General features: G+C 71.3%; 15 protein-coding genes. 6 read left to right on the top strand and 9 right to left on the bottom strand.

Annotated elements, in window-relative coordinates; genetic code table 11:
- Positions 1-163: 163 nt before the first annotated feature.
- The 3 genes from MFF21_RS20780 to MFF21_RS20770 form a co-directional block, all read right to left on the bottom strand.
- On the bottom strand, positions 164-649 hold the full coding sequence (locus MFF21_RS20780) for a Ros/MucR family transcriptional regulator (RefSeq protein WP_238313591.1): 486 nt from the start codon (positions 647-649) through the stop codon (positions 164-166).
- 262 nt (positions 650-911) lie between these two features.
- The gene (locus MFF21_RS20775) at positions 912-4,034 is read right to left on the bottom strand and encodes an efflux RND transporter permease subunit (RefSeq protein WP_238313588.1); all 3,123 of its coding nucleotides are present in this window, start codon (positions 4,032-4,034) and stop codon (positions 912-914) included.
- A 14-nt stretch (positions 4,035-4,048) separates the two neighbouring features.
- Positions 4,049-5,221, bottom strand: a complete 1,173-nt coding sequence (locus MFF21_RS20770) for an efflux RND transporter periplasmic adaptor subunit (protein ID WP_238313586.1) — start codon at positions 5,219-5,221, stop codon at positions 4,049-4,051.
- 450 nt (positions 5,222-5,671) lie between these two features.
- Here MFF21_RS20770 and MFF21_RS20765 point away from each other — a divergent pair, with 450 nt between their 5' ends.
- From MFF21_RS20765 to MFF21_RS20750, 4 genes are all read left to right on the top strand, one after another.
- Positions 5,672-6,064 carry a c-type cytochrome gene (locus tag MFF21_RS20765; protein WP_238313584.1) on the top strand — a complete coding sequence of 131 codons (393 nt, stop codon included), beginning with the start codon at positions 5,672-5,674 and terminating at the stop codon, positions 6,062-6,064.
- 160 nt (positions 6,065-6,224) lie between these two features.
- Positions 6,225-6,710, top strand: a complete 486-nt coding sequence (locus MFF21_RS20760; RefSeq protein ID WP_238313582.1) for a (2Fe-2S)-binding protein — start codon at positions 6,225-6,227, stop codon at positions 6,708-6,710.
- Positions 6,707-7,765, top strand: coding sequence for an FAD binding domain-containing protein (locus tag MFF21_RS20755; RefSeq protein ID WP_238313580.1), 1,059 nt, complete (start codon positions 6,707-6,709; stop codon positions 7,763-7,765). The genes MFF21_RS20760 and MFF21_RS20755 overlap by 4 nt, the downstream gene beginning before the upstream one ends.
- On the top strand, positions 7,758-10,001 hold the full coding sequence (locus tag MFF21_RS20750) for a xanthine dehydrogenase family protein molybdopterin-binding subunit (protein ID WP_238313578.1): 2,244 nt from the start codon (positions 7,758-7,760) through the stop codon (positions 9,999-10,001). The genes MFF21_RS20755 and MFF21_RS20750 overlap by 8 nt, the downstream gene beginning before the upstream one ends.
- A 48-nt stretch (positions 10,002-10,049) precedes the next feature.
- Here the strand turns inward: MFF21_RS20750 and MFF21_RS20745 are convergent, their stop codons facing one another.
- Positions 10,050-10,421 carry a hypothetical protein gene (locus tag MFF21_RS20745; RefSeq protein WP_238313577.1) on the bottom strand — a complete coding sequence of 124 codons (372 nt, stop codon included), beginning with the start codon at positions 10,419-10,421 and terminating at the stop codon, positions 10,050-10,052.
- A gap of 609 nt (positions 10,422-11,030) precedes the next feature.
- Between MFF21_RS20745 and MFF21_RS20740 the strand changes: the two genes are divergently transcribed.
- The gene (locus tag MFF21_RS20740; protein WP_238313576.1) at positions 11,031-11,282 is read left to right on the top strand and encodes a hypothetical protein; all 252 of its coding nucleotides are present in this window, start codon (positions 11,031-11,033) and stop codon (positions 11,280-11,282) included.
- A 78-nt stretch (positions 11,283-11,360) separates the two neighbouring features.
- On the opposite strand, the gene MFF21_RS20735 is transcribed toward MFF21_RS20740, so the two are convergent.
- The 4 genes from MFF21_RS20735 to MFF21_RS20720 all read right to left on the bottom strand — a co-directional run bounded on the left by MFF21_RS20735 (position 11,361) and on the right by MFF21_RS20720 (position 14,931).
- Entirely contained in the window at positions 11,361-12,143 is a 783-nt protein-coding gene (locus MFF21_RS20735; protein WP_238313575.1) for an ABC transporter permease, read from the bottom strand.
- Positions 12,140-13,066 carry an ABC transporter permease subunit gene (locus MFF21_RS20730; RefSeq protein ID WP_238313574.1) on the bottom strand — a complete coding sequence of 309 codons (927 nt, stop codon included), beginning with the start codon at positions 13,064-13,066 and terminating at the stop codon, positions 12,140-12,142. Before MFF21_RS20730 ends, MFF21_RS20735 begins: the two co-directional genes overlap by 4 nt.
- The gene (locus MFF21_RS20725; RefSeq protein WP_238313573.1) at positions 13,063-14,148 is read right to left on the bottom strand and encodes an ABC transporter ATP-binding protein; all 1,086 of its coding nucleotides are present in this window, start codon (positions 14,146-14,148) and stop codon (positions 13,063-13,065) included. Before MFF21_RS20725 ends, MFF21_RS20730 begins: the two co-directional genes overlap by 4 nt.
- A gap of 90 nt (positions 14,149-14,238) precedes the next feature.
- Positions 14,239-14,931 (bottom strand): Crp/Fnr family transcriptional regulator, encoded by a 693-nt coding sequence (locus MFF21_RS20720; protein WP_238313571.1) that lies wholly within the window; start codon positions 14,929-14,931, stop codon positions 14,239-14,241.
- 230 nt (positions 14,932-15,161) lie between these two features.
- Between MFF21_RS20720 and MFF21_RS20715 the strand changes: the two genes are divergently transcribed.
- A complete protein-coding gene (locus tag MFF21_RS20715; RefSeq protein ID WP_238313569.1) occupies positions 15,162-17,027 on the top strand; it encodes an ABC-F family ATP-binding cassette domain-containing protein in 1,866 nt (621 codons plus the stop codon).
- A 21-nt stretch (positions 17,028-17,048) separates the two neighbouring features.
- Here MFF21_RS20715 and MFF21_RS20710 read toward each other — a convergent pair whose 3' ends face one another.
- On the bottom strand, positions 17,049-18,671 hold the full coding sequence (locus tag MFF21_RS20710) for a porin (RefSeq protein ID WP_238313567.1): 1,623 nt from the start codon (positions 18,669-18,671) through the stop codon (positions 17,049-17,051).
- Positions 18,672-19,046: the final 375 nt, after the last annotated feature.

Genomic DNA, 19,046 nt, shown 5'->3' with positions numbered 1-19,046 from the left:
CGAAAACGGCCTTGTCCCGCCGGGACGCCCGCGAGAGGGGCGTGATTGCGGCGCCTCCGGGACGGGATCTGCCGCCGTGTCACTTCGCCGGGGCAGCCAGGCCGCCTTCTTCAGCGAATCGAACGCGGGCGCATAACGGCGATGCGCTCCGCGAGACCGGTCCTCAAGAGGACTTCCGACGCCCCTTCGGCGCAGGCTCCACCACCACAGGCTCTTCCTCCGGCAGCCGGCCGCCCGGTCGGCCGAGGCCGATCGACTTCGCCAGCGCGGAGCGCTGCGCGGCATAGTTCGGTGCGACCATGGGGTAGTCGGAGGGAAGGCCGAACTTCTGGCGGTAGGAATAGGGATCCAGGCCGTGGGTGCCCAGGTGACGCTTGAGCGTCTTGTAGGGCTTGCCGTCGATGAAGCTGATGATGGCGTCCGGCGTCACGGACTTCCGGATCTGCGCCGGGCTCGGCTTCTCGACGGCTTCGGCAGCCACCGGGGCGGGCGCCGCGGGGCCGGCAAGGCCGAGCAATGCGGAATGGATGTTGAGGATCAGGGCCGGGAGCTCGGCCGCCGGCATCGAATTGTTCGAGACGTAGGCAGACACGATGTCGCCGGCCAGAGCAACGAAGTCTTTGGTAAATTCTTGGTTCTCTTCCGTCATCCCATTGATCCGTTCGTATGCCCCCGCGCGGCACGATTATACGGTCGACGCAAGGACGCAAGCACCAATCTTGAAAAAGTCATGCGATCCCACCGGCTTTACGTGGCGTGACAGCTAGGAGCGCGTCTCAACCTGATGAAATCGTTCGGTTTGGTCGCATCCACAGCGACTTCGGCAGGAACAATTCCAGATCTTCCCTTGCGTGTTTTCTCCGCGGACCGATCGCGGGGCGGCTCCGGCGGGCTTTCCGGGGGGCCGAGTCTCAGGCCGCCGGGCTCTCCGCGGGGGCGAAACGGCCGTGGCGGAGCGCCAGGGCCGGCAGGATCAGCAGGTTGAGCAGGGTCGAGGTGACGAGGCCGCCGAGGATCACGATCGCCATCGGCCCCTCGATCTCGCGGCCCGGCTCGCCGGCCCCGAGCGCCAGGGGCAGCAGGCCGAGGCCGGTGACCAGCGAGGTCATCAGGATCGGCACGAGGCGGTCGCAGGCGCCCTCCACCGCGGCCTCCGGCCTCCAGCGTCGGCCCTCCACCCCGACGAGATGCTCGTAATGGGCGATCATCATGATGGTGTTGCGCAGCGAGATGCCGAACAGGGTCACGAACCCGACGATGGAGCCCAGCGAGATCACCGCCCCGGTGAGCGCCACCGCCACCACGCCGCCGACGAAGGCGAAAGGCAGGTTGACGAGGACCAGCAGCAGGTTGCGCGTGGAGCCGGTCACCACGGCGAGCAGGACGACGATGCCGAGGCCGGCCAGCGCCGAATAGGCGAGGAGATCGCGCTGCGCCCGGGCCTGGGCCTCCGCCGCCCCGGCGAAGCCGACATAGACGCCCGGCGGCAGCTTCACCTCCCGGGCGATCTTGCGTTTGGCGGCCTCCACGAAGGAGGCGACGTCCCGCCCGACCACGTTGGCGGTGATGGCCTGGACGCGCTGGGCGCCCGAATGCTGCACGGAATAGCGGCCCGAGGTCTCGTAGACGTCGGCCACCTGGGCGAGGCGGACATAGAGGCCGCCGCGCACCTTCAGGGGCAGTTCGCCGATGCTCGAGAGGCGCGCGCGGGTGCCCCGGTCGAGGATGACGATCACGTTGAACACGGCGTTGCCCTGGTAGGTCTGGCCCACCACGTCGCCCTGATAGGCGGTGCGCACGCTCTCCAGCACCTCGACGGCGTCGAGGCCCCAGTGGCGCAGGTCGTTGGGGCGCAGGCTCACATTGATCTGCGGCAGGCCGGCGGGGGATTGCTGCTGGATGTCGGCGGCGCCCCGCACCTCCCCGAGCTCCCTGGCGACGTCGCGGGCGGCGGCCTCGATCCGGTCGAGGTCGGAGCCGTAGACATTGATGACGACCGGCGCGGTGAAGCCGGAGACCGTCTCCTCGATCCGCTCGGTCAGGAAGGTCTTGAGGGAGAAATGCGCGCCGGGGGTGCGCGCCATCACGGCGCGGATCCCGGCCTCCGCCCGCTCCTGGCCCTCCCCGTCGAGGCCGGGGGTGAGGTCGATATGGATCTCGCTGTAATGCGTGCCGCCGACATCGTAGCCGGCCTCGGCCCGGCCGACCTGTTGGGCGACGGCGCGCACGCCGGGGATCTCCTTGAGCGCCGTGGTGATCCGCCCGCCGATGCGTAAGGATTCCTCGAGCGAGGTGCCCGGCAGCGCCGCCATGTGGAGGATCAGGTGGCCCTCCTTCAGGTCGGGCAGGAAGGCGCCCCCGAAGACGGGCAGCACCGCGCCCCCGGCGAGGGTCAGCAGCAGGCCGGCCAGGGTGACGAGCCGGGGATGGCGGTTGATCCGCCGCAGCAGCCAGGCATAGCCCGCGCGGGCGGTGCGCATCACCGGCGGGTCGCGCGGTGCCAGCTCCCGGCCGGTAAGGAGCAGCGCGGACAGGGCCGGGGTCACGGTCAGCGCCACCACCAGGGAGGCGAGCACCGCGAGGATGTAGGCGAGGGCCAGGGGGCCGAACAGGCGGCCGGCGACCCCGGTCAACGCCAGCACCGGCAGGAAGACGAGCAGCACGGCGAAGGTGGCGTAGGCGACCGAGCTGCGCACCTCCAGGATCGCGTCGACGATGACGGCGGCTTCGGGCCGGCGCTCGGCGGCCCGCCGGTTCTCGCGCAGGCGCCGCACCACGTTCTCGACGCCGATCACCGCGTCGTCCACCACCTCGCCGATGGCGATGGCGAGGCCGCCCAGCGTCATGGTGTTGAGGCTCTCGCCCAGCGCCTGCAGCACGCTCACCGCCGCGAGCAGCGAGAGCGGGATCGCCACCGCGCTGATCACGCTGGTGCGCCAGTCGAACAGGAACAGGAACAGCACCACGACGACGAGGCCGCCGCCGATGGAGAGGGCCTGCAGCACGTTGCCGTTGGCGAGCGCGATGAAGTTCGCCGGCCGGAACAGGTCCGTGCGCATCTGGACGCCTTCCCGCTCCAGCCCCGGCTTCAATTCGGCCAGGGCCGCCTCGACGCGCGCGGTGACGTCCACGGTGTTGGCCCGGATCTGCGCCCCGACCATGAGGAGCACGCCGGGCTTGCCGTCGACCAGGGCGGCGCTGATCGGCGGCTCGGGGGCGTCCACGACGTTGGCGACATCGCCGAGCAGCACGCTCGCCCCGCCCTCGTTGAGGAGGACCGTACGCGCCACCGCCTCCGGCGTGAGCGACTGCCCCTCGGTCTGCAGGGTGATGCGTTGGTTGGGCGTGTCGACGAAGCCCGCCCCGCGCACGCCGGTGGCCTTGCGCGCCGCCGCGAGCACGTCGTTGAGGCCGATGCCGAAGCGCACGAGATCGGCCGGGCGCACCTGGATCTGGATCGAGCGCAGGTCGCCGCCATAGACCAGCACCTCGGCGATGCCGGGCACGGCGAGCAGACGCAGGCGCAGGCGCCAATCGGCCAGGGTGCGCAGGTCGAGGGCCGAGCGCGTGTCGGAGGTCAGCCCGACCAGGAGCACGGTGCCGGTGGAGGAGGTCAGCGCCGTCATGGAGGGCGGCATCACCCCCTGGGGCAGCCGGCCGGCGACGGCGGCGAGGCGCTCGTTGACGAGCTGGCGCACCCGGTAGATGTCGCTGCCCGCCCCGAAGGTCGCGTTGATCACCGACAGGCCCTGGATCGAGGAGGAGCGCAGGGCCGTCAGCCCCGGCAGGCCGTTGATCGCGACCTCCACCGTCTGGGTGACGATGACCTCGACCTGCTCCGGGTTGAGGCCCGGCGCCTCGGTCTGGATCGTCACGCTGGGCGGCGCGAATTCCGGGAAGACGTCGTACTTGGCCTCGCCGAGGGCGAGCACGCCGTAGGCGATCAGCGCGAGGCCCAGGGCCAGGATCACGCCGCGGAAGCGCACGGCGAAGCGGACGAGGGCAGCCTGCGGGCCGGAGAGGGGGGGTGTCACGGCGTCTCGTCCGGTCAGTCGTCGTCGTCCGCGCCGCCGGCGACCTGGAGCGAGGCCTTCAGCTCCTCCGAGAGCAGCGTCTGCGCGCCCTTCAGGACGATCCCGGTCTCGCCGTCGAGATCCTCGACGATGAAGGAATCGGCCGAGGCCTGCGCGTCCGGGCGCAGGGGATGCCGGGCGAAGCCGCCCTCCCCCAGGCTGCGATAGAACCAGGCACCGCCCTGCCAGTGCACCACCGCCTCTTCCGGCACCAGGATGCCGGTGGCGGCACGGTCGATGGTGATGAAGGCGAGCGTGCTCATCCCGGGCAGGAGGCCGCTGTCGCCGGAGACGATGTAGAACAGGCTCACGCCCTGGATGCGCTGGTCGGTGCGGGTGGCCGGGGAGACGTAGCGCAGGGCGACCCGCTCGCTCTGGGGCGGCACCTCGGCGAAGGCCACGTCCGGGCGCCCCTTCAGGCTCTCGCCGGGGGGCAGGGTCACCTGCACCAGGAAGTCGGTGCGCTCGATCAGCCGCGTGATCAGGGGGGCGCGCTCGACGATGGCCTTGCCGATCACCGGCCCCCATTCCTGCTGCGCGGTCGCGGCGAGGGTGCGCAATTGCGACTGGGCGGCGGCGAGCGCCGCCTGATCGGTGCGGTAGGTGCCCTCCGCCGTCTCGACCTGTACCTGGGTGGCGTAGGGGCCGAGGCTCTTGGCCCGCAGGATCGCGGCCTGCGACACCTCCGCCCTGGCCTCCGCCGTCTGAAGCTGGGCCTTCGCGCTGGCGTAGGCATTGGTGAGTTCCGTCACCCGGGCGAGGTCGAGCACGCTGCCATAGGCCTGGATCTCGATGCGATGGGCTTGCGGCCTGCGCGTCTCCGTCTCGATCCCAGCGCGCTCCCGCTCCTCCGCGCTCAGGCTCACGACGACGCGGCCGCCCTCGATGGCGGTGCGCTGCGCCGGCTTCACCGCGGGAGCGCCCCCGCTGGCGGGGGTGACGGGGGGGCGCTCGGCCTTGGCGCCGCGCGGGGCCGGCAGGGCGTCCTTGATCCGGTCGAAGGCCTGGTCCACCATCCCCAGGGTTGCATGGCGTAGCGGCGCCAGCGGCGCGACCCACGCGGAGGGCAGGGCCGAGGGGGCGGCGAGCAGAACAAGAGCCGCGCCACCGGCCATCAGCCCCGCGACCCACTGGACACGCACCGCCATTTCCACCCCATCCGACCCGGAGCGCGCATCCTGTCCGGCGCGGCGCCTCCGCTGTCCATTACCGAATTATCCCGTTTTTTGATACCAGATTTGCCCAAACTCTGGGGATCGCCTGCGCTTTCCGGCGACGCGCGGGTCTCGTGATGCGGGGACCCGGCGACGATCTCGGAAACTGTGACCGGGAAGACTTTTTCAGGTCCAATTGAATTGTTGCCAATGAGATCGTTTTGCGTTGCAAAATCGATCGATGAATACAGTTTTCGCCCGGCAGATCGACAGTCTCTGCGAGGAAGAACTTCAGTGATTCAATGTCCGGTTGCATCCTTTCGGTGTCTCGGGAGTTGCGTCGCTGCGCTCGAACGCCACGGGCGCGCCAATGTCCGGCCCGGCGGTTCGGCTCCGCCCCGGACGATCATCAGGGCCGACCCGACTTTGGAGGAACACCACGCCATGATGCGCGCAACGAGACTGTGTGCCGCCCTCACCCTTGCCATCGCCCTGCCCGCGGGCGCGGCGCTCGCCGATACCGGCCCCTTCACCCAGCAGCAGGCCGAGGACGGCCACACCAAGTTCAACAACCATTGCGCCCAGTGCCACCGGCCGAACCTGTCCGGCGCGCAGGGGCCCGCCCTGGTCGGGGACGCCTTCAAGGAGAAATGGGCCGGAAAGCCGGTGGCGGACCTACGCACCTACATCCACGAGAACATGCCGCAGAACGCTCCCGGCTCTCTGCCGGACGACCAGCTCGATCCGATCGTCGCGCATATCCTCTCGAAGAACGGCGTGACGGCCGGCGACAAGCCGCTCTCGGCCGATTCCGCCGGCGCCCCGTTCCCGAAATAGCCGCGGGACTTAAGAGCGCCGCTGCCTCTCCCGAGGCGACCGCTTCGGGAAAGGCTCCGGCCTGCGCGCGATCCGGTTGTGGATGCCGCACCGCACTGGTCGCCGGTCAAGCCTGGGCTACTTAAAACGGTTCCATACCGGAAACCGCATGGGCTCGGCCATGAGCAAGTCCCTCACGCTGACCGTGAACGGGGAGCCGCGCGTGATCGCGCTGGACGATCCCCGGGTCACGCTTCTCGACCTCCTGCGGGAGCGCCTCGGCCTCACCGGCACCAAGAAGGGCTGCGACCGCGGCCAGTGCGGCGCCTGCACGGTGCTCGTCGACGGCCGGCGGGTGAATTCCTGCCTGGCCCTCGCCGTCAGCCTCGACGGGGCGGCGGTCACGACCATCGAGGGGCTAGCGCAGGGCGACGCGCTCCACCCGGTCCAGGCCGCTTTCATCGACCATGACGGCTTCCAGTGCGGCTTCTGCACCCCCGGCCAGATCATGAGCGCCGTCGGGCTGATCCGGGAGGCCCAGACCGGGGACGATCCCGAGCGGGTGCGGGAGGCGATGAGCGGCAATCTCTGCCGCTGCGGCGCTTATATCGGCATCACCGAGGCCGTCCTCGACGCGCAGGCGCGCATGAGGGGAGAGGCCGCGTGAACCGCTTCGACTACGTCCGCGCGGGCAGCCTCGCCGAGGCGGTCGCCGCCGCCTCCGAGCCCGGCGCCGCCTATCTCGCCGCCGGCACCAATCTCCTCGACCTGATGAAAGGGGGGATCAGCCGCCCGAGCCGCCTCGTCGACGTGACCCGCCTGCCCGGCCTTGACCGGATCGAGCGACTGCCGGACGGGGCCTTGCGGATCGGCGCGCTGGTGCGCAACGCCGATCTCGCCCACGACCCGGACTTCGCCCGGGCCTATCCGGCGGTGGCCGAAGCCCTGCTCTCCGGCGCCTCGGCGCAGCTGCGCAATGCGGCCACCACCGCCGGCAACCTGATGCAGCGCACCCGCTGCGCCTATTTCTACGACCCGGCCAGCGCCTGCAACAAACGCGCGCCCGGCGCCGGCTGCGAGGCGCGGGGCGGGGCCAACCGGATGCACGCCGTGCTCGGCTGGAGCGAGCACTGCATCGCCACCCATCCCTCCGATTTCTGCGTGCCCCTCGTCGCCCTCGACGCGGTGGTGGAGATCGAGGGCAAGGACGGCCGCCGCGAGGTGGCGCTCGACGCCTTCCACCGCCTGCCCGGCGACGCGCCGGAGCGGGAGAGCGTGCTGGCGCCAGGCGAGCTGATCGTGGCGGTCCGCCTGCCAGCGGAGGCTTCGGCCTTTTCCGGCCACAGCCGCTACCTCAAGGTCCGCGAGCGCACCTCCTATGCCTTCGCCGTGGTCTCCGCCGCTGCGGCGCTCACCCTTGACGGGGGGCGGATCGGGCAGGCGCGGCTGGCGCTGGGCGGCGTCGCCCTCAAGCCCTGGCGCGCCCGCGCGGCGGAGAGCCTGCTCGCCGGGGCCGAGCCCACCGAGGCGGCCTTCCGTGGTGCGGCCGACGCCGCTCTGGCGGAGGCGAAACCCTCCGGCAACAACGCCTTCAAGATCGAGCTCGCCCGGCGGCTGATCCGGCGCGCCTTCGCGCTCGCCGCCGCCGGCACGCCGGAGCGGATGCCCGCCCTGCCCGGCTCCCCCTTCGCCCCCCATCCGGGACACAGCCTCCATGCCTGACATCGCCTACGAGCAGGCCCGGCACGGGTCGAGCCTCGGCCAGCCGCTGACCCGGCGCGACGGCCGCCTCAAGGTCACGGGCGCGGCCACCTACGCCGCCGACAACCGCCCCGAGGGGCTGCTGCATGCGGTGATCGCCGTGAGCCGCATCGCCCGGGGCCGCGTCGCCCATCTCGACGTGGCGGCGGCCGAGGCCCATCCCGGCGTCGTCGCGGTGATGACGCCCGCCAACGCCCCGAAGCTCGCCCTCGACCCGGACGCGAAGGAAAATCCCTTCATGTTCCGGCTCGACCTCCTGCAGAACGACCGGGTCCGCTACGCCCACCAGCCGATCGCCGTGGTGATCGCGGAGACGCTGGAGGCGGCGACCGAGGGGGCCGAGCTGCTCAGCCCCCGCTACGAGACGGAGGCGCCCGCCCTCGGGCTCGATGCGGACGCGCCCTTCGCGCCCCCCGCCGTCGGCGCCGGCGACAAGGCGACCGTGGCCCGCGGCGACGTGGAGGCCGGCCTCGCCGCGGCGGATCGCAGGATCGAGGCGGTCTACGAGACCCCGGCTCAGTATCACAACGCCCTGGAGCCCCATGCCATCGTGGCGCAGTGGCAGGGCGACCGGCTCGTCGTCGACACGCCGAGCCAGGGCCTCGCCATGGGCCAACTGCGGCTCGCCGGCCTGTTCGGCCTCGATCCGAAGAACATCCTGATCCGCTCGCCCTTCCTCGGCGGCGGCTTCGGCTCCAAGGGCACCATGAGCGGGCCCCAGGTGCTCGGCATCATGGCGGCCAAGCTCACCGGCCGACCGGTGAAGCTGGTGCTGCGGCGCGAGCAGATGTTCGGCCCCGTGGGCCACAGGGCCGAGACCCGCCAGACCCTGCGCCTGGGCACGGATGCGGCCGGGGCGCTCACCGCGCTGGACCACCACACCCTGACCGCCACCAGCCGCTTCGACGATTTCTACGAGCCGGCCAGCGCCGTCTCCCGCTATCTCTACGCGGCGCCCGCGCTCTCGACCTCGCATGCGGGGGTGCGGGTCGATACCGGCACGCCGATCTTCATGCGGGCGCCGGGCGAGGCCACGGGCAGCATCGCACTGGAGAGCGCCATCGACGAGATGGCGGAGGCCTGCGGCCTCGACCCGCTGGAATTCCGCCTGAAGAACTACGCGGAGGCCGAACCGATCTCCGGCAAGCCCTTCTCCTCGAAGGCTCTGCGGGAATGCTACGCGCAGGGCGCGGCCCGCTTCGGCTGGGAGCGACGGCCGCGGGCGCCGCGGTCCCTCCGGGATCCGGAGGGGCGCCTGCTCGGCTGGGGCGTCGGCACCGCCCTGTTCCCGGCCCTGATGATGCAGGGGGAGGCCGAGGCGGAGATCCGGGCCGACGGCACCGGCGTGGTGTCGCTCGGCGCGCACGACATGGGCCAGGGCGCCTGGACGGCGCTGGCGCAGATCGCCGCGCACGGGCTCGGCCTCGATCTCGACCGGCTCGATTTCCGCAGCGGCTCGTCGGACCTGCCCAATGCCGGCATCGCCGGCGGCTCGGCCCATACCGCCACCGCGGGCACGGCGATCCATGCGGCGACCCAGGCGGTGCTGGCCGAGCTCGCGCAGCTCGCCACCGGCGACGAGCGCTCGCCGCTCTTCGGGGCGGGCAATGCCGGCACGGTCGCCCGGGGCGGCCGGCTCCACCGCCGGGACGACGAGAGCCGCAGCGAATCCTTCGCCGAGATCCTGCAGCGGGCCGGCCGCGCCTCGGTGAAGGCCTCCGGCAAGGGCGTGGCCGATCCGGCTTCGCGGGACGCCTATGCCATGCATGCTCACGGCGCGGTCTTCGCCGAGGTCGCGGTCGATCCCGATCTCGGCCAGGTGCGGGTGACCCGCCTCGTCGGCGCCTTCGCGGCGGGCCGGGTGATCAATCCGCGCCTCGTCACCAGCCAGTATTACGGCGGCATGATCTGGGGCGTGTCCTTCGCCCTGCACGAGCATGCGGTGCTCGACCCGCGCACGGGCCGGGTCATGAACGCCAATCTCGGCGAGTATCACGTGCCGGTGAATGCCGATCTGCCCTCGATCGAGGCGATCCTCGTCGAGGAGCAGGATCCGCACGTGAATCCGCTCGGCATCAAGGGCGTGGGGGAGATCGGCATCACCGGCACGGCGGGCGCCATCGCCAACGCGATCCATCACGCCACGGGCGTGCGGGTGCGGGAATTCCCGATCACCCTGGACCGGCTGCTGGGGTGAGGCGGCGCGGGGCCGGCATCTGACCGGCGTCGGCTCCGCCCGCCCCGCTCAGTGCAGGGCGGAGGACGGGGGCCGGAGGCTGTCCGGGCCGGAGAGGGGGCTGGTGCCGCCCGCATGGCCGCCATGGTCCGGGCAGCGCTGCTCCGCCCGGCGGGCGCGGGTTTCCATCAGGGCGCGCATCTGCCGCTCGGCCTCCAGCGCCTCCGAGACCCGGCGGATCTCGGTCGCGGCTTGGGCGGCCGCCGCCTCCTGGGCGTCGAGATCGGCCCGCAACTGCGCGTTCTCCTCGGCCAGGGCATCGAGCAGGCGGGCCATCTCGAGGATGCGGCCCTGGGCGATTTCCGCTTTCTCGTTGGCGGTTCGGACATGCTCGACCACCTTGGCCAAGAGCGCGGGCAACTCCGTCATTCGCGCCGTCATGCCCCTCATCGTCTCCTGCTCAGCTTCGATTTCCGCTCCATGGCAGGGCGGCCGGCCGGGCGAAAGCGCAACCGCGCAACAATCCGGGGCTGCGTGGTGCCGCGGAACAGTTGCGGCGGCGCACACCGGATCGTGTCGGCCAATCGTTCGCCCAAGGGTTGCTTCACGACTCTGAACGGCTAAGATTCCCGCCGCACCCCGGTGCGCTCGGCCATCGATTCGACGGGACGCCCTCGACCGGGCCTTCCCCTCGGAGACCGGCCCGCAACGGCCGACCGCCTCGCGCCGCGGACCGGGAGGGTCCGGCGGGGATGTGAAGCCGCTGCATCGTGTTTCCGCTGGCGACGGTGGGAGCGCCATCGAGACCGATCGCTCGATCATGCACACGCCGCGACGCGTCCCAGGGATGCGCGAAGGGGTGCGCGCTGCGGCCGAAAGCATCGGCCCGGATGGTGGGATCCACGATCCGGAAACCGCCGATGCCTTGCGAGGTTCTCGGGCGTCGGACCGGATCCGATGCGCGACGTCGCTGCCCTGCCTTCTCCGTGCTGCCGTCCGCGGCGGCGCGACCCGAACAAGACCGCCCGCTTCTCCAACCATGGAGCTGCCATGCATCCGCATGCCCGCCGTCTTCTGTCCAAGGCCGCCTTCGGTGTCGAAGGCCGTATCTCCATCAAGCAGACCCCCGAACGCGGCTGGCCCCGCGACCATGCCCGCCTGCGGGTGCTGGAGCGCGCCGGCAAGCTGCGCTTCGTCGGCACCCAGGCCGGCCCGCATATCGGCGGCACCTTCGCCGTCTGGCAGATCACCGAGAAGGGCCTCGCCCGCGTCGCCGAGTGGCAGGAGGTCGCGCAGGCGTAAGGATCTCCGGGGCGTCGCTGCGGCGACGCCCCGCACCAACTCCGCTCTCGTCAGGGGCACCGTCTCGGGCGGGCTGCTTCAGCCGGCCTGCGTGCCGCCGCTGCGGGCGCTGAGCCAGGAGGCGGCCAGCACGATCACGGTCACCGCCGCCACCAGCAGGGTCGAGGCGGCGTTGATCTCCGGATTCACCCCGAGCCGGACCTGGCTGTAGAGCCGCATCGGCAGGGTGGTCGCCCCCGGTCCCGAGACGAAGCTCGCGATCACGAGGTCGTCCAGCGACAGGGTGAAGGCGAGCAGGAACCCGGCCGCCAGCGACGGCGCGATCAGCGGCAGCGTCACGCTGAGGAAGACCCGCCAGGGCGGCGCCCCGAGATCCGCCGCCGCCTCCTCCAGGGAGCGGTCGAGGCCCTTGAGGCGCGCGCCCACCACCACCGCGACGAAGCCCGTGGCGAAGGTCGCATGCGCAATCACGATGGTCGTCAGCCCCCGGTCGAGGCCGATCCCGACGAAGAGCAGCAGCAGCGACAGCCCGGTCATCACCTCCGGCATCACCATCGGCGCGTAGAGCATGCCGGTGAAGGCGCCGCGCCCGCGGAAGCGCCCGTGCCGGTCGAGGGCCAGGGCGGCGAGCGTGCCGAGCACGCTGGCGATGCCGGCCGAGAGCAGCGCCACCTTCAGGGAGACGAGGGCGGCGGCGATGAGCGGGCCGTCGGCCAGGAGCACGCCGTACCAGTGGGTCGAGAAGCCGCCCCAGACGGTGACGAGTTTCGAGGCGTTGAAGGAATAGGCCACCAGCACCAGGATCGGCGCGTAGAGGAAGGCCAGCCCGAGCCCGAGCGACCAGCGGTTGAGCGCACTCATCGCGCCGCCTCCTCGCGCCGCTGCTCCGCCTCGCGGAACAGCACCACCGGGCCGACGACGAGGACGAGGAGCAGCACCGCCACGGCGGAGGCGAGCGGCCAGTCGCGGTTGGAGAAGAACTCGCTCCACAGGACGCGGCCGAGCATCAGCGTGTCCGAGCCGCCGAGGAGGTCGGGGATGATGAACTCGCCGACCATGGGGATGAAGCAGAGCAATGCCCCGGCGGCGAGGCCGGGGGCGGCGAGCGGCAGCGTCACCGTGAAGAAGATGCGCGCCCGGCCCGCCCCGAGATCGGCCGCCGCCTCCGGCAGGGCGGGGTCGAGCCGGCTCATCACCGCGTAGAGCGGCAGCACCATGAAGGGCAGGTAGGCGTAGGTGAGCCCGATCAGCACGGCGAGCGGCGTGTCGAGGATCTGCAGGGGCTCGCCGATCAGGTGCAGGCGCAGCAGGGCCGCGTTGAGCAGCCCCTCGGGCTTCAGGATCGCGATCCAGGCATAGACCCGGATCAGGAAGCTCGTCCAGAACGGCACGATCACCAGGGCGGCGAGCAGCGGCTGGAACCGCCGCTCGGCCCGTGCCATGGCATGGGCCATGGGCGTGCCGATCAGGACGAGGAGCGCCGTCGCGGCGAGCGCGTAGCCGAGCGACGAGAGGGCGGCATCGCGATAGAGCGTGTCCGAGGCCAGCATCTCGTAGTTCTGGAAGTCGAGGGCTTCCAGGAACTCGCGCCAGCCCTCGAGGCCGCCCTGCCAGTCGATCACCGGCAGGTAGGGCGGCTGCGCGGTGGCCGGCGAGGAGAAGCTGATCTTCAGGGTGACCGCGAAGGGCACGAGGAAGAACAGGGCGAGCCACAGGGCGGGCAGGCCGCGCACCAGCCCGCGCAGAGCCCGGTCGCCGAAGCCCTTCGGTCCCGGCGCGCTCATGCCGGGAGCAGCACCAGGGCGTCGGCGGGCAGGCTCAGGTCGATCCGCGTCCCCGGCGCCTCCGCCGCGGGGCCGGGCAGGCTCGCCACGACGCGCAGGGTGCTGCCGTCTTCCATGCGGATCGTGCGGCGCAGGCGGTCGCCGAGATAGGTCGCCTCCTCCAGAATGCCGGTGAGCGCGGTCTCGTCGCCCAGCGCCGCGCCGATGCGGATCCGCTCCGGCCGGATCGCCACGACCACGGCCTCCCCCTGCGCCCCCTCCCCGCTCGGCCCGCAGAGCAGGCGCCCGAGGGCGGTGTCGACCACGCGCCGGCCGTTCTCCGCGGGGCCGAGCCGGCCCTCGATCAGGTTCACGTCGCCGAGGAGCCCGGCCACGAAGCGGGTCGCCGGCCGCTCGTAGAGGTCCCGCGGCGGCCCGACCTGGACGAGCCGGCCCCGGTCCATCACCCCGATCCGGTCGGACAGGGCGAGCGCCTCCGCCGGATCGTGGGTGACCACCACGAAGCCGGTGCCGAGCCGCTTCTGCAGGGCGCGCAGCTCGGCCTGCGTCTCCTCCCGCAGGCCCCGGTCGAGGGCGCCGAGGGGCTCGTCGAGCAGGAGCAGCTTCGGTTCGCGGGCCAGCGCCCGGGCGAGCGCCACCCGCTGGCGCTGGCCGCCGGACAGGCTGTCCGGCCGGCGCTCGGCGAAGCCTTCGAGGCGCACGAGGCGCAGCAGTTCCGCGACCCGCGCCGCGATGGCCGCGCGGCCGCGCCCCTTCAGGCCGTAGGCGATGTTCCCGGCCACGCTCAGATGCGGAAACAGCGCGTAGGACTGGAACATCATGTTCACCGGCCGCCGGTGCGGCGGCAAGCCGGTGATGTCGATCCCGTCGAGGCGGATCGCGCCCTCGCTCGCGGTCTCGAACCCGGCGATCAGGCGCAGCAGGGTGCTCTTGCCGCAGCCCGAGGGCCCCAGCAGGCAGAAGAACTCGCCGCCCGCGAGGTCGAGGGAGACGGCATCGACCGCCACATGGCCGCCGAAGCGCTTGGTGACGCCGTCGAGATGCAGCAGCGGGGCGGAGGCGGTCGGTGCGGGAGCGAGCAAGATGCGTCCGGGATCAGGCGCCCAGCGGGGTTTTCGGGTGGGGGCGCGGCGGAGACGCTAAAGCCGTGCCGCGCGGAGGTGAAGCCGGCCTCAGCCGTCCTCGCGCAGGGCCTCGGCGACGCGGGCTTCGAGCAGGTCGGGCCGGCGCAGCACCAGGGCGCCGCGGGTGCGGTCGATCAGGCCCTCGCCTGCCATCACCGTGAATTCCCGGGTCACCTGCTCCCGGCGGCAGCCGATGCGGGCGGCGAGCACGTGGTGATAGGGCGGCGGCGTCACCACCCGCTCCCCGTCATGCCCCGCCCGGGGCACCGACAGGCGCAGAAGCTCCGCGTAGAGCCGGTGGCGCAGGTCGAGGAGCGCGTGCTCCATGAGCCGCGTGTTCAATTCGCGCACGCGCTTGGCGAGCAGCCGGAACAGCCGGTCGGCGATCGCCTCGGAGGCGAACACGATCTGGCGGAAGACATTGGCCGGCACCACGCAGACCTCGCCGCGGGTGAGCGCCGTGACGTTGGCCGAGCGGCCGATCCCGTCCAAGGCGGCGAGCTCGCCGAAGAAGGCGCCGCCGCGCATCTCGCCGAGGATCACCTCCTTGCCCGATTGCGAGCGGTTGAGGATGCGCACCTCGCCCGCCGCCAGGAAGTACACGTCGGTCGAGACGTCGTCGTAATCGACGAGAACCTCGTTCTCGTCGAAGCGCCGCCAGTGGCAGCGGGTCTCGTAGGTGGAGAGATCGACCCCGGGTTCCCGGAAAAACGGGATGGTCGCCAACCGGCCTGTCGCCACGCTCTAAACCCCCTTCAGGCGTCGCTCACGAAACGCCCCCCGGGAACGGTGCCCATTCCGGCGCCGATGGCGATGCATGCGTCGGGCGAGAGACACGAAGCTTGGGCGGATCGTTAGCGCCTCGTCCGGGCGGGTCAAGTCGCGGTGCGGTGGCGGGGCGGCGTTTGGCGTGGATGGCGGGCGCGCTGCGCCCCCTTGCCTTCCCGCGCCGTCACCCGGCAATAGGCCCCATGCTGCGCGTCAACGACCTCTCCTACCGCATCGGCGAGCGGGTGATCCTCGATTCCGCGACCTTCGCGATCCCCGATCGGGCGCGGGTCGGGCTGGTCGGCCGCAACGGGGCGGGCAAGACCACCCTGTTCCGGGCGATCCTCGGCGACCTGCCGACGGATGCCGGCGCGGTCTCGATCCCGAAGGGCATGCGCATCGGCGCGGTGGCCCAGGAGGCGCCGGCCGGCCCCGAGACGCTGCACGCGGTCGTGCTCGCCGCCGATACCGAGCGCACGCGGCTGCTCGCGGAGGCCGAGACCGCGGAGGGATTCCGCCGGGCCGAGATCGAGACCCGGCTCGTCGATATCGGCGCCCATTCGGCCCCGGCGCGGGCGGCGGCGATCCTGCACGGCCTCGGCTTCGACGCGGAGGCTCAAGGACGGCCCTGCTCGGCCTTCTCCGGCGGCTGGCGCATGCGCGTGGCGCTCGCCGCGGTGCTGTTCTCCGAGCCGGACCTGCTGCTGCTCGACGAGCCGACCAACTACCTCGACATCGAGGGCACGCTCTGGCTCTACGACTATCTCGAGAAGTATCCGCGCACGGCGATCATCATCAGCCACGACCGGGACCTGCTCGACACCTCCGTCGACCACATCCTGCATCTCGACCGGGGCAAGCTCACGATCTACCGGGGCGGCTACAGCTCCTTCGCCCGCCAGCTCTCCGAGAAGCGGGTGCTGCAGGCCAAGGCCAAGGCCAAGCAGGCCGCCGAGCGCGCCCATCTCCAGAGCTTCATCGACCGCTTCAAGGCCAAGGCGACCAAGGCGCGCCAGGCCCAGTCGCGCATGAAGCGCCTCGCCAAGATGGAGCCGATCGCGGCCCTCCTCGAGGACGACGTGCCGGTGATCCACCTGCCGAGCCCGGAAAAGCCGCTCTCGCCGCCCATCGTCGCCATGGAGCGCGTCCAGGCCGGCTACGGCGAGCGCGTCGTGCTCTCGGGCCTCAATCTCTCGCTGGCCCCCGACGACCGGGTGGCGCTGCTCGGCGCCAACGGCAACGGCAAGTCGACCTTCTGCAAGCTGATCGGCGGGCGCCTCGCCCCCCTCTCGGGCGAGTTGAAGCGCTCCTCCAAGATGGAGGTCGCCTATTTCGCCCAGCACCAGCTCGACGAGCTGCGCCCGGCCGAGAGCGCCGTCGCCCATGTCCGCGACCTCATGCCCGATGCGCCGGAGGCGAAGGTGCGCTCCGCCGCCGCCCGCCTGGGCTTCCCCGCCACCAAGGCCGACACGCCGGTCTCCCAGCTCTCAGGTGGCGAGAAGGCGCGGCTGCTGATGGGTCTCGCCGCCTTTTCCGGCCCGCACCTGCTCATCCTCGACGAGCCGACCAACCACCTCGACATCGAGAGCCGGCAGGCGCTGGTCGAGGCGATCAACGACTACGAGGGCGCCGTCATCCTGGTCTCCCACGACCGCTTCCTGATCGAGGCCTGCGCCGACCGGCTCTGGCTCGTGCGCAACGGCTCGGTGAAGGCCTTCGACGGCGACATGGACGATTACCGCCACCTAGTGCTCGCCGGCCCGGAGCGGGCGGAGGCGGGCGCCGCCGAATCGACCGGCGGCCAGAAGGCGGAGGCCCGCCGCTCCGCCGTGGAGCGCCGGGCGGCTCTGGCGCCCCTCAAGAAGCGCCTCGAAGCGATCGAGGCGCGGATGGCCAAGCTCTCCGACGCCATGGCCAAGATCGACGCCGCGCTCGCCGACGGCACCGCCTTCCTCAAGGACGCCGCCAAGGCCGGCGACCTCGCCCGCATGCGCGCGGAGGCCGCCGACGCCCTCGCCCGGGCCGAGGAGGAATGGCTGGAGGTGAGCACGGAGATCGAGGCGGCCTGACCGGGCCGGCCGGGCATCGCCTCAGTAGTTGATCTGGAGCTGGGCCCGGAACAGGTCGCCCTCGGCGCGGCCGAGGCGGCGTTCGTCGGCTTCGTGGCGATTCATGTGGGCATAGGCCAGGGTGACCTCGACCGCCTTGATCGGCTGGAACTCGATGCCGAATTCGATCTCGTCGGTCTCGAGCCGGGGGGCGTTGGTGCCCACCTTCCAGCCGCCGCGATAGGTCTGCCAGCGGGCATAGGGCATGAAGGGACCGACCAGGGAATGGTCGACCCGGTACATGGCCTGGACGTAGCCGCCCTCCAGGGGCTTGGTCTCGATGGCCCGGGTGACGGGGTCGTATTCCGGGCCGCGGCCCCAGTTCCACTCCGCCTGGAGGCCGAAGGGCTGGGGATAGAGGATCGCGTGCACGCCCACGCGCTCGTCCCGGAAGGCGACCGGGCTCACGCCGCCGCTGCGGATCTCGGGCTGGAACGCGTTGCGATAGGCCGAGGCGCCGAGTTCGAGCACCTGCCCCCGGAAGGCCTCGCCGAGCCGGTCGAGCTCGATCGGCCAGGTCGCCATGCCGGCCACCATCACGTCGTTGTTGCGCTCGACGCGGTTGATGGTCTGGCCGTTATAGACGCCGATGCCGAAGGCGCCGTAATTGCCGAACAGCTTCTGCCCGTCCTTGGCGAGGCGGTCCCAGATCCGCTGCACGTGCCAGGGCGTGTAATAGGCGGTGATGCCGATATCGCGCTCGCCCGGGATGCCGCTGTTGATCGCGTCGCTGCGGTCCAGCGTCAGGCGGTTCTGCGAGGATTGCAGGTTCTCCCAGCCATAGGGCACCTTCTGCTGGCCGAAGCGCAGCTTGGTCCGGTGCTCGTCGTCCAGGAACACGTCGGCGAAGGCGTCGCGCAGCTGCCCGAAATGCAGGCGCTGCTCCGAGCCGGCCTGGTTGTTCACGCTCACCGCGAAATCCGGCTGGATGTAGAGGAAGACCCGCTCGTGGATGTTGCCCTGGATGATCAGGCGCACCCGGCGGAAGGTGAAGGTGCCCTGGTCGGTGATGCCGCCGTCATGGACGGAGCGCAGCCGCGAGAAGCCGTTGGGCGCGGTGTCGTCGCCGGAGAGGAACTCGTTGACGCGCAACTGCGTGTAGCCGCGGATCGAGATCCGCTCGAACCAGGTCTTGGGCCGCGACGCGTGCGCGGGGTCGTCGGCGAGGATCTGCGGCATCGGCGGCACCAGCGCGTCCCACCAGGTGCCGGGATCGTCGATCACCAGGGTGTGCGGCGGCAGGCCGCCCGCGGCCGGCAAGGCCACGGCCGATTGCACCGGGCGGCCCGCCGCCGGATAGGTGCCCGCATCCGAACGCCCGGTGATCGAGGCCGTCGGGGCGCCATTGGTCGAGGACCGGATCACGGCGGATTCGACCGGCCGGCTCGCCGCGGGATGCGTGCCCGCATCGTGGCGGCCGACAGGATGGCCGCTCCGGTGGCCGTTGCCGCCCTTCCGGTCCCGCTCCGCCGATTGCTGCTTGATGATCGCCCGGAGCTCGTCGATCTGGCGTTGCAGCTCCGCCACCGTCTGGGCTTCGGCCGCATCCGGCATGAAGGCGAACGCGGTCAATCCCAGCTTGGCCGCCAAGACACGCAGTTTCATCGTTTCAGGTCCCCAAGGGTTCGCTGTGCCGGCCGGCCGCGCGCGCCGCGTCAGGCCGGGCCGGAGCGTGCCGTCATTGCTTGAGAGCGCACGGAGCCCGTGCCGCGCCTGTCCGGTCGCGACCGCACCGGCCGCTGTCCCGCATCCGCACCGCCCGAGGCGATGCAGGCGATCCGGATCGCCGCACGATGGCCGAACGCAAGTTCGGGCCCCTCCACCGCGCAGCAGATCCCACCCGCCGATGCATGAACATGCGGTGCCGATAGCATTGATGGGATGTTGTTGAAAGTTCTTTTGAGTGTTTTCTTGTAGATTTATCGAGCAATACCATGACTTAGCAGGCTAAACATCAGATATTCGATTTTAATCCGCAAC

The organism is Methylobacterium organophilum (assembly GCF_022179465.1).
GTDB classification, from domain to species: domain Bacteria; phylum Pseudomonadota; class Alphaproteobacteria; order Rhizobiales; family Beijerinckiaceae; genus Methylobacterium; species Methylobacterium organophilum.
This window is presented reverse-complemented; position numbering and strand designations above follow the sequence as displayed.

What these genes read in the sequence shown, in the direction of transcription:
- MFF21_RS20760 (WP_238313582.1), top strand. Translation starts at nt 6,225, where the DNA reads ATGAGCAAGTCCCTCACGCTGACCGTGAACGGGGAGCCGCGCGTGATC.
- MFF21_RS20750 (WP_238313578.1), top strand. Translation starts at nt 7,758, where the DNA reads ATGCCTGACATCGCCTACGAGCAGGCCCGGCACGGGTCGAGCCTCGGC.
- MFF21_RS20740 (WP_238313576.1), top strand. Translation starts at nt 11,031, where the DNA reads ATGCATCCGCATGCCCGCCGTCTTCTGTCCAAGGCCGCCTTCGGTGTC.
- MFF21_RS20710 (WP_238313567.1), bottom strand. Translation starts at nt 18,671, where the DNA reads ATGAAACTGCGTGTCTTGGCGGCCAAGCTGGGATTGACCGCGTTCGCC.
- MFF21_RS20730 (WP_238313574.1), bottom strand. Translation starts at nt 13,066, where the DNA reads ATGAGCGCGCCGGGACCGAAGGGCTTCGGCGACCGGGCTCTGCGCGGG.
- MFF21_RS20735 (WP_238313575.1), bottom strand. Translation starts at nt 12,143, where the DNA reads ATGAGTGCGCTCAACCGCTGGTCGCTCGGGCTCGGGCTGGCCTTCCTC.
- MFF21_RS20770 (WP_238313586.1), bottom strand. Translation starts at nt 5,221, where the DNA reads ATGGCGGTGCGTGTCCAGTGGGTCGCGGGGCTGATGGCCGGTGGCGCG.
- MFF21_RS20745 (WP_238313577.1), bottom strand. Translation starts at nt 10,421, where the DNA reads ATGACGGCGCGAATGACGGAGTTGCCCGCGCTCTTGGCCAAGGTGGTC.
- MFF21_RS20765 (WP_238313584.1), top strand. Translation starts at nt 5,672, where the DNA reads ATGATGCGCGCAACGAGACTGTGTGCCGCCCTCACCCTTGCCATCGCC.
- MFF21_RS20715 (WP_238313569.1), top strand. Translation starts at nt 15,162, where the DNA reads ATGCTGCGCGTCAACGACCTCTCCTACCGCATCGGCGAGCGGGTGATC.
- MFF21_RS20780 (WP_238313591.1), bottom strand. Translation starts at nt 649, where the DNA reads ATGACGGAAGAGAACCAAGAATTTACCAAAGACTTCGTTGCTCTGGCC.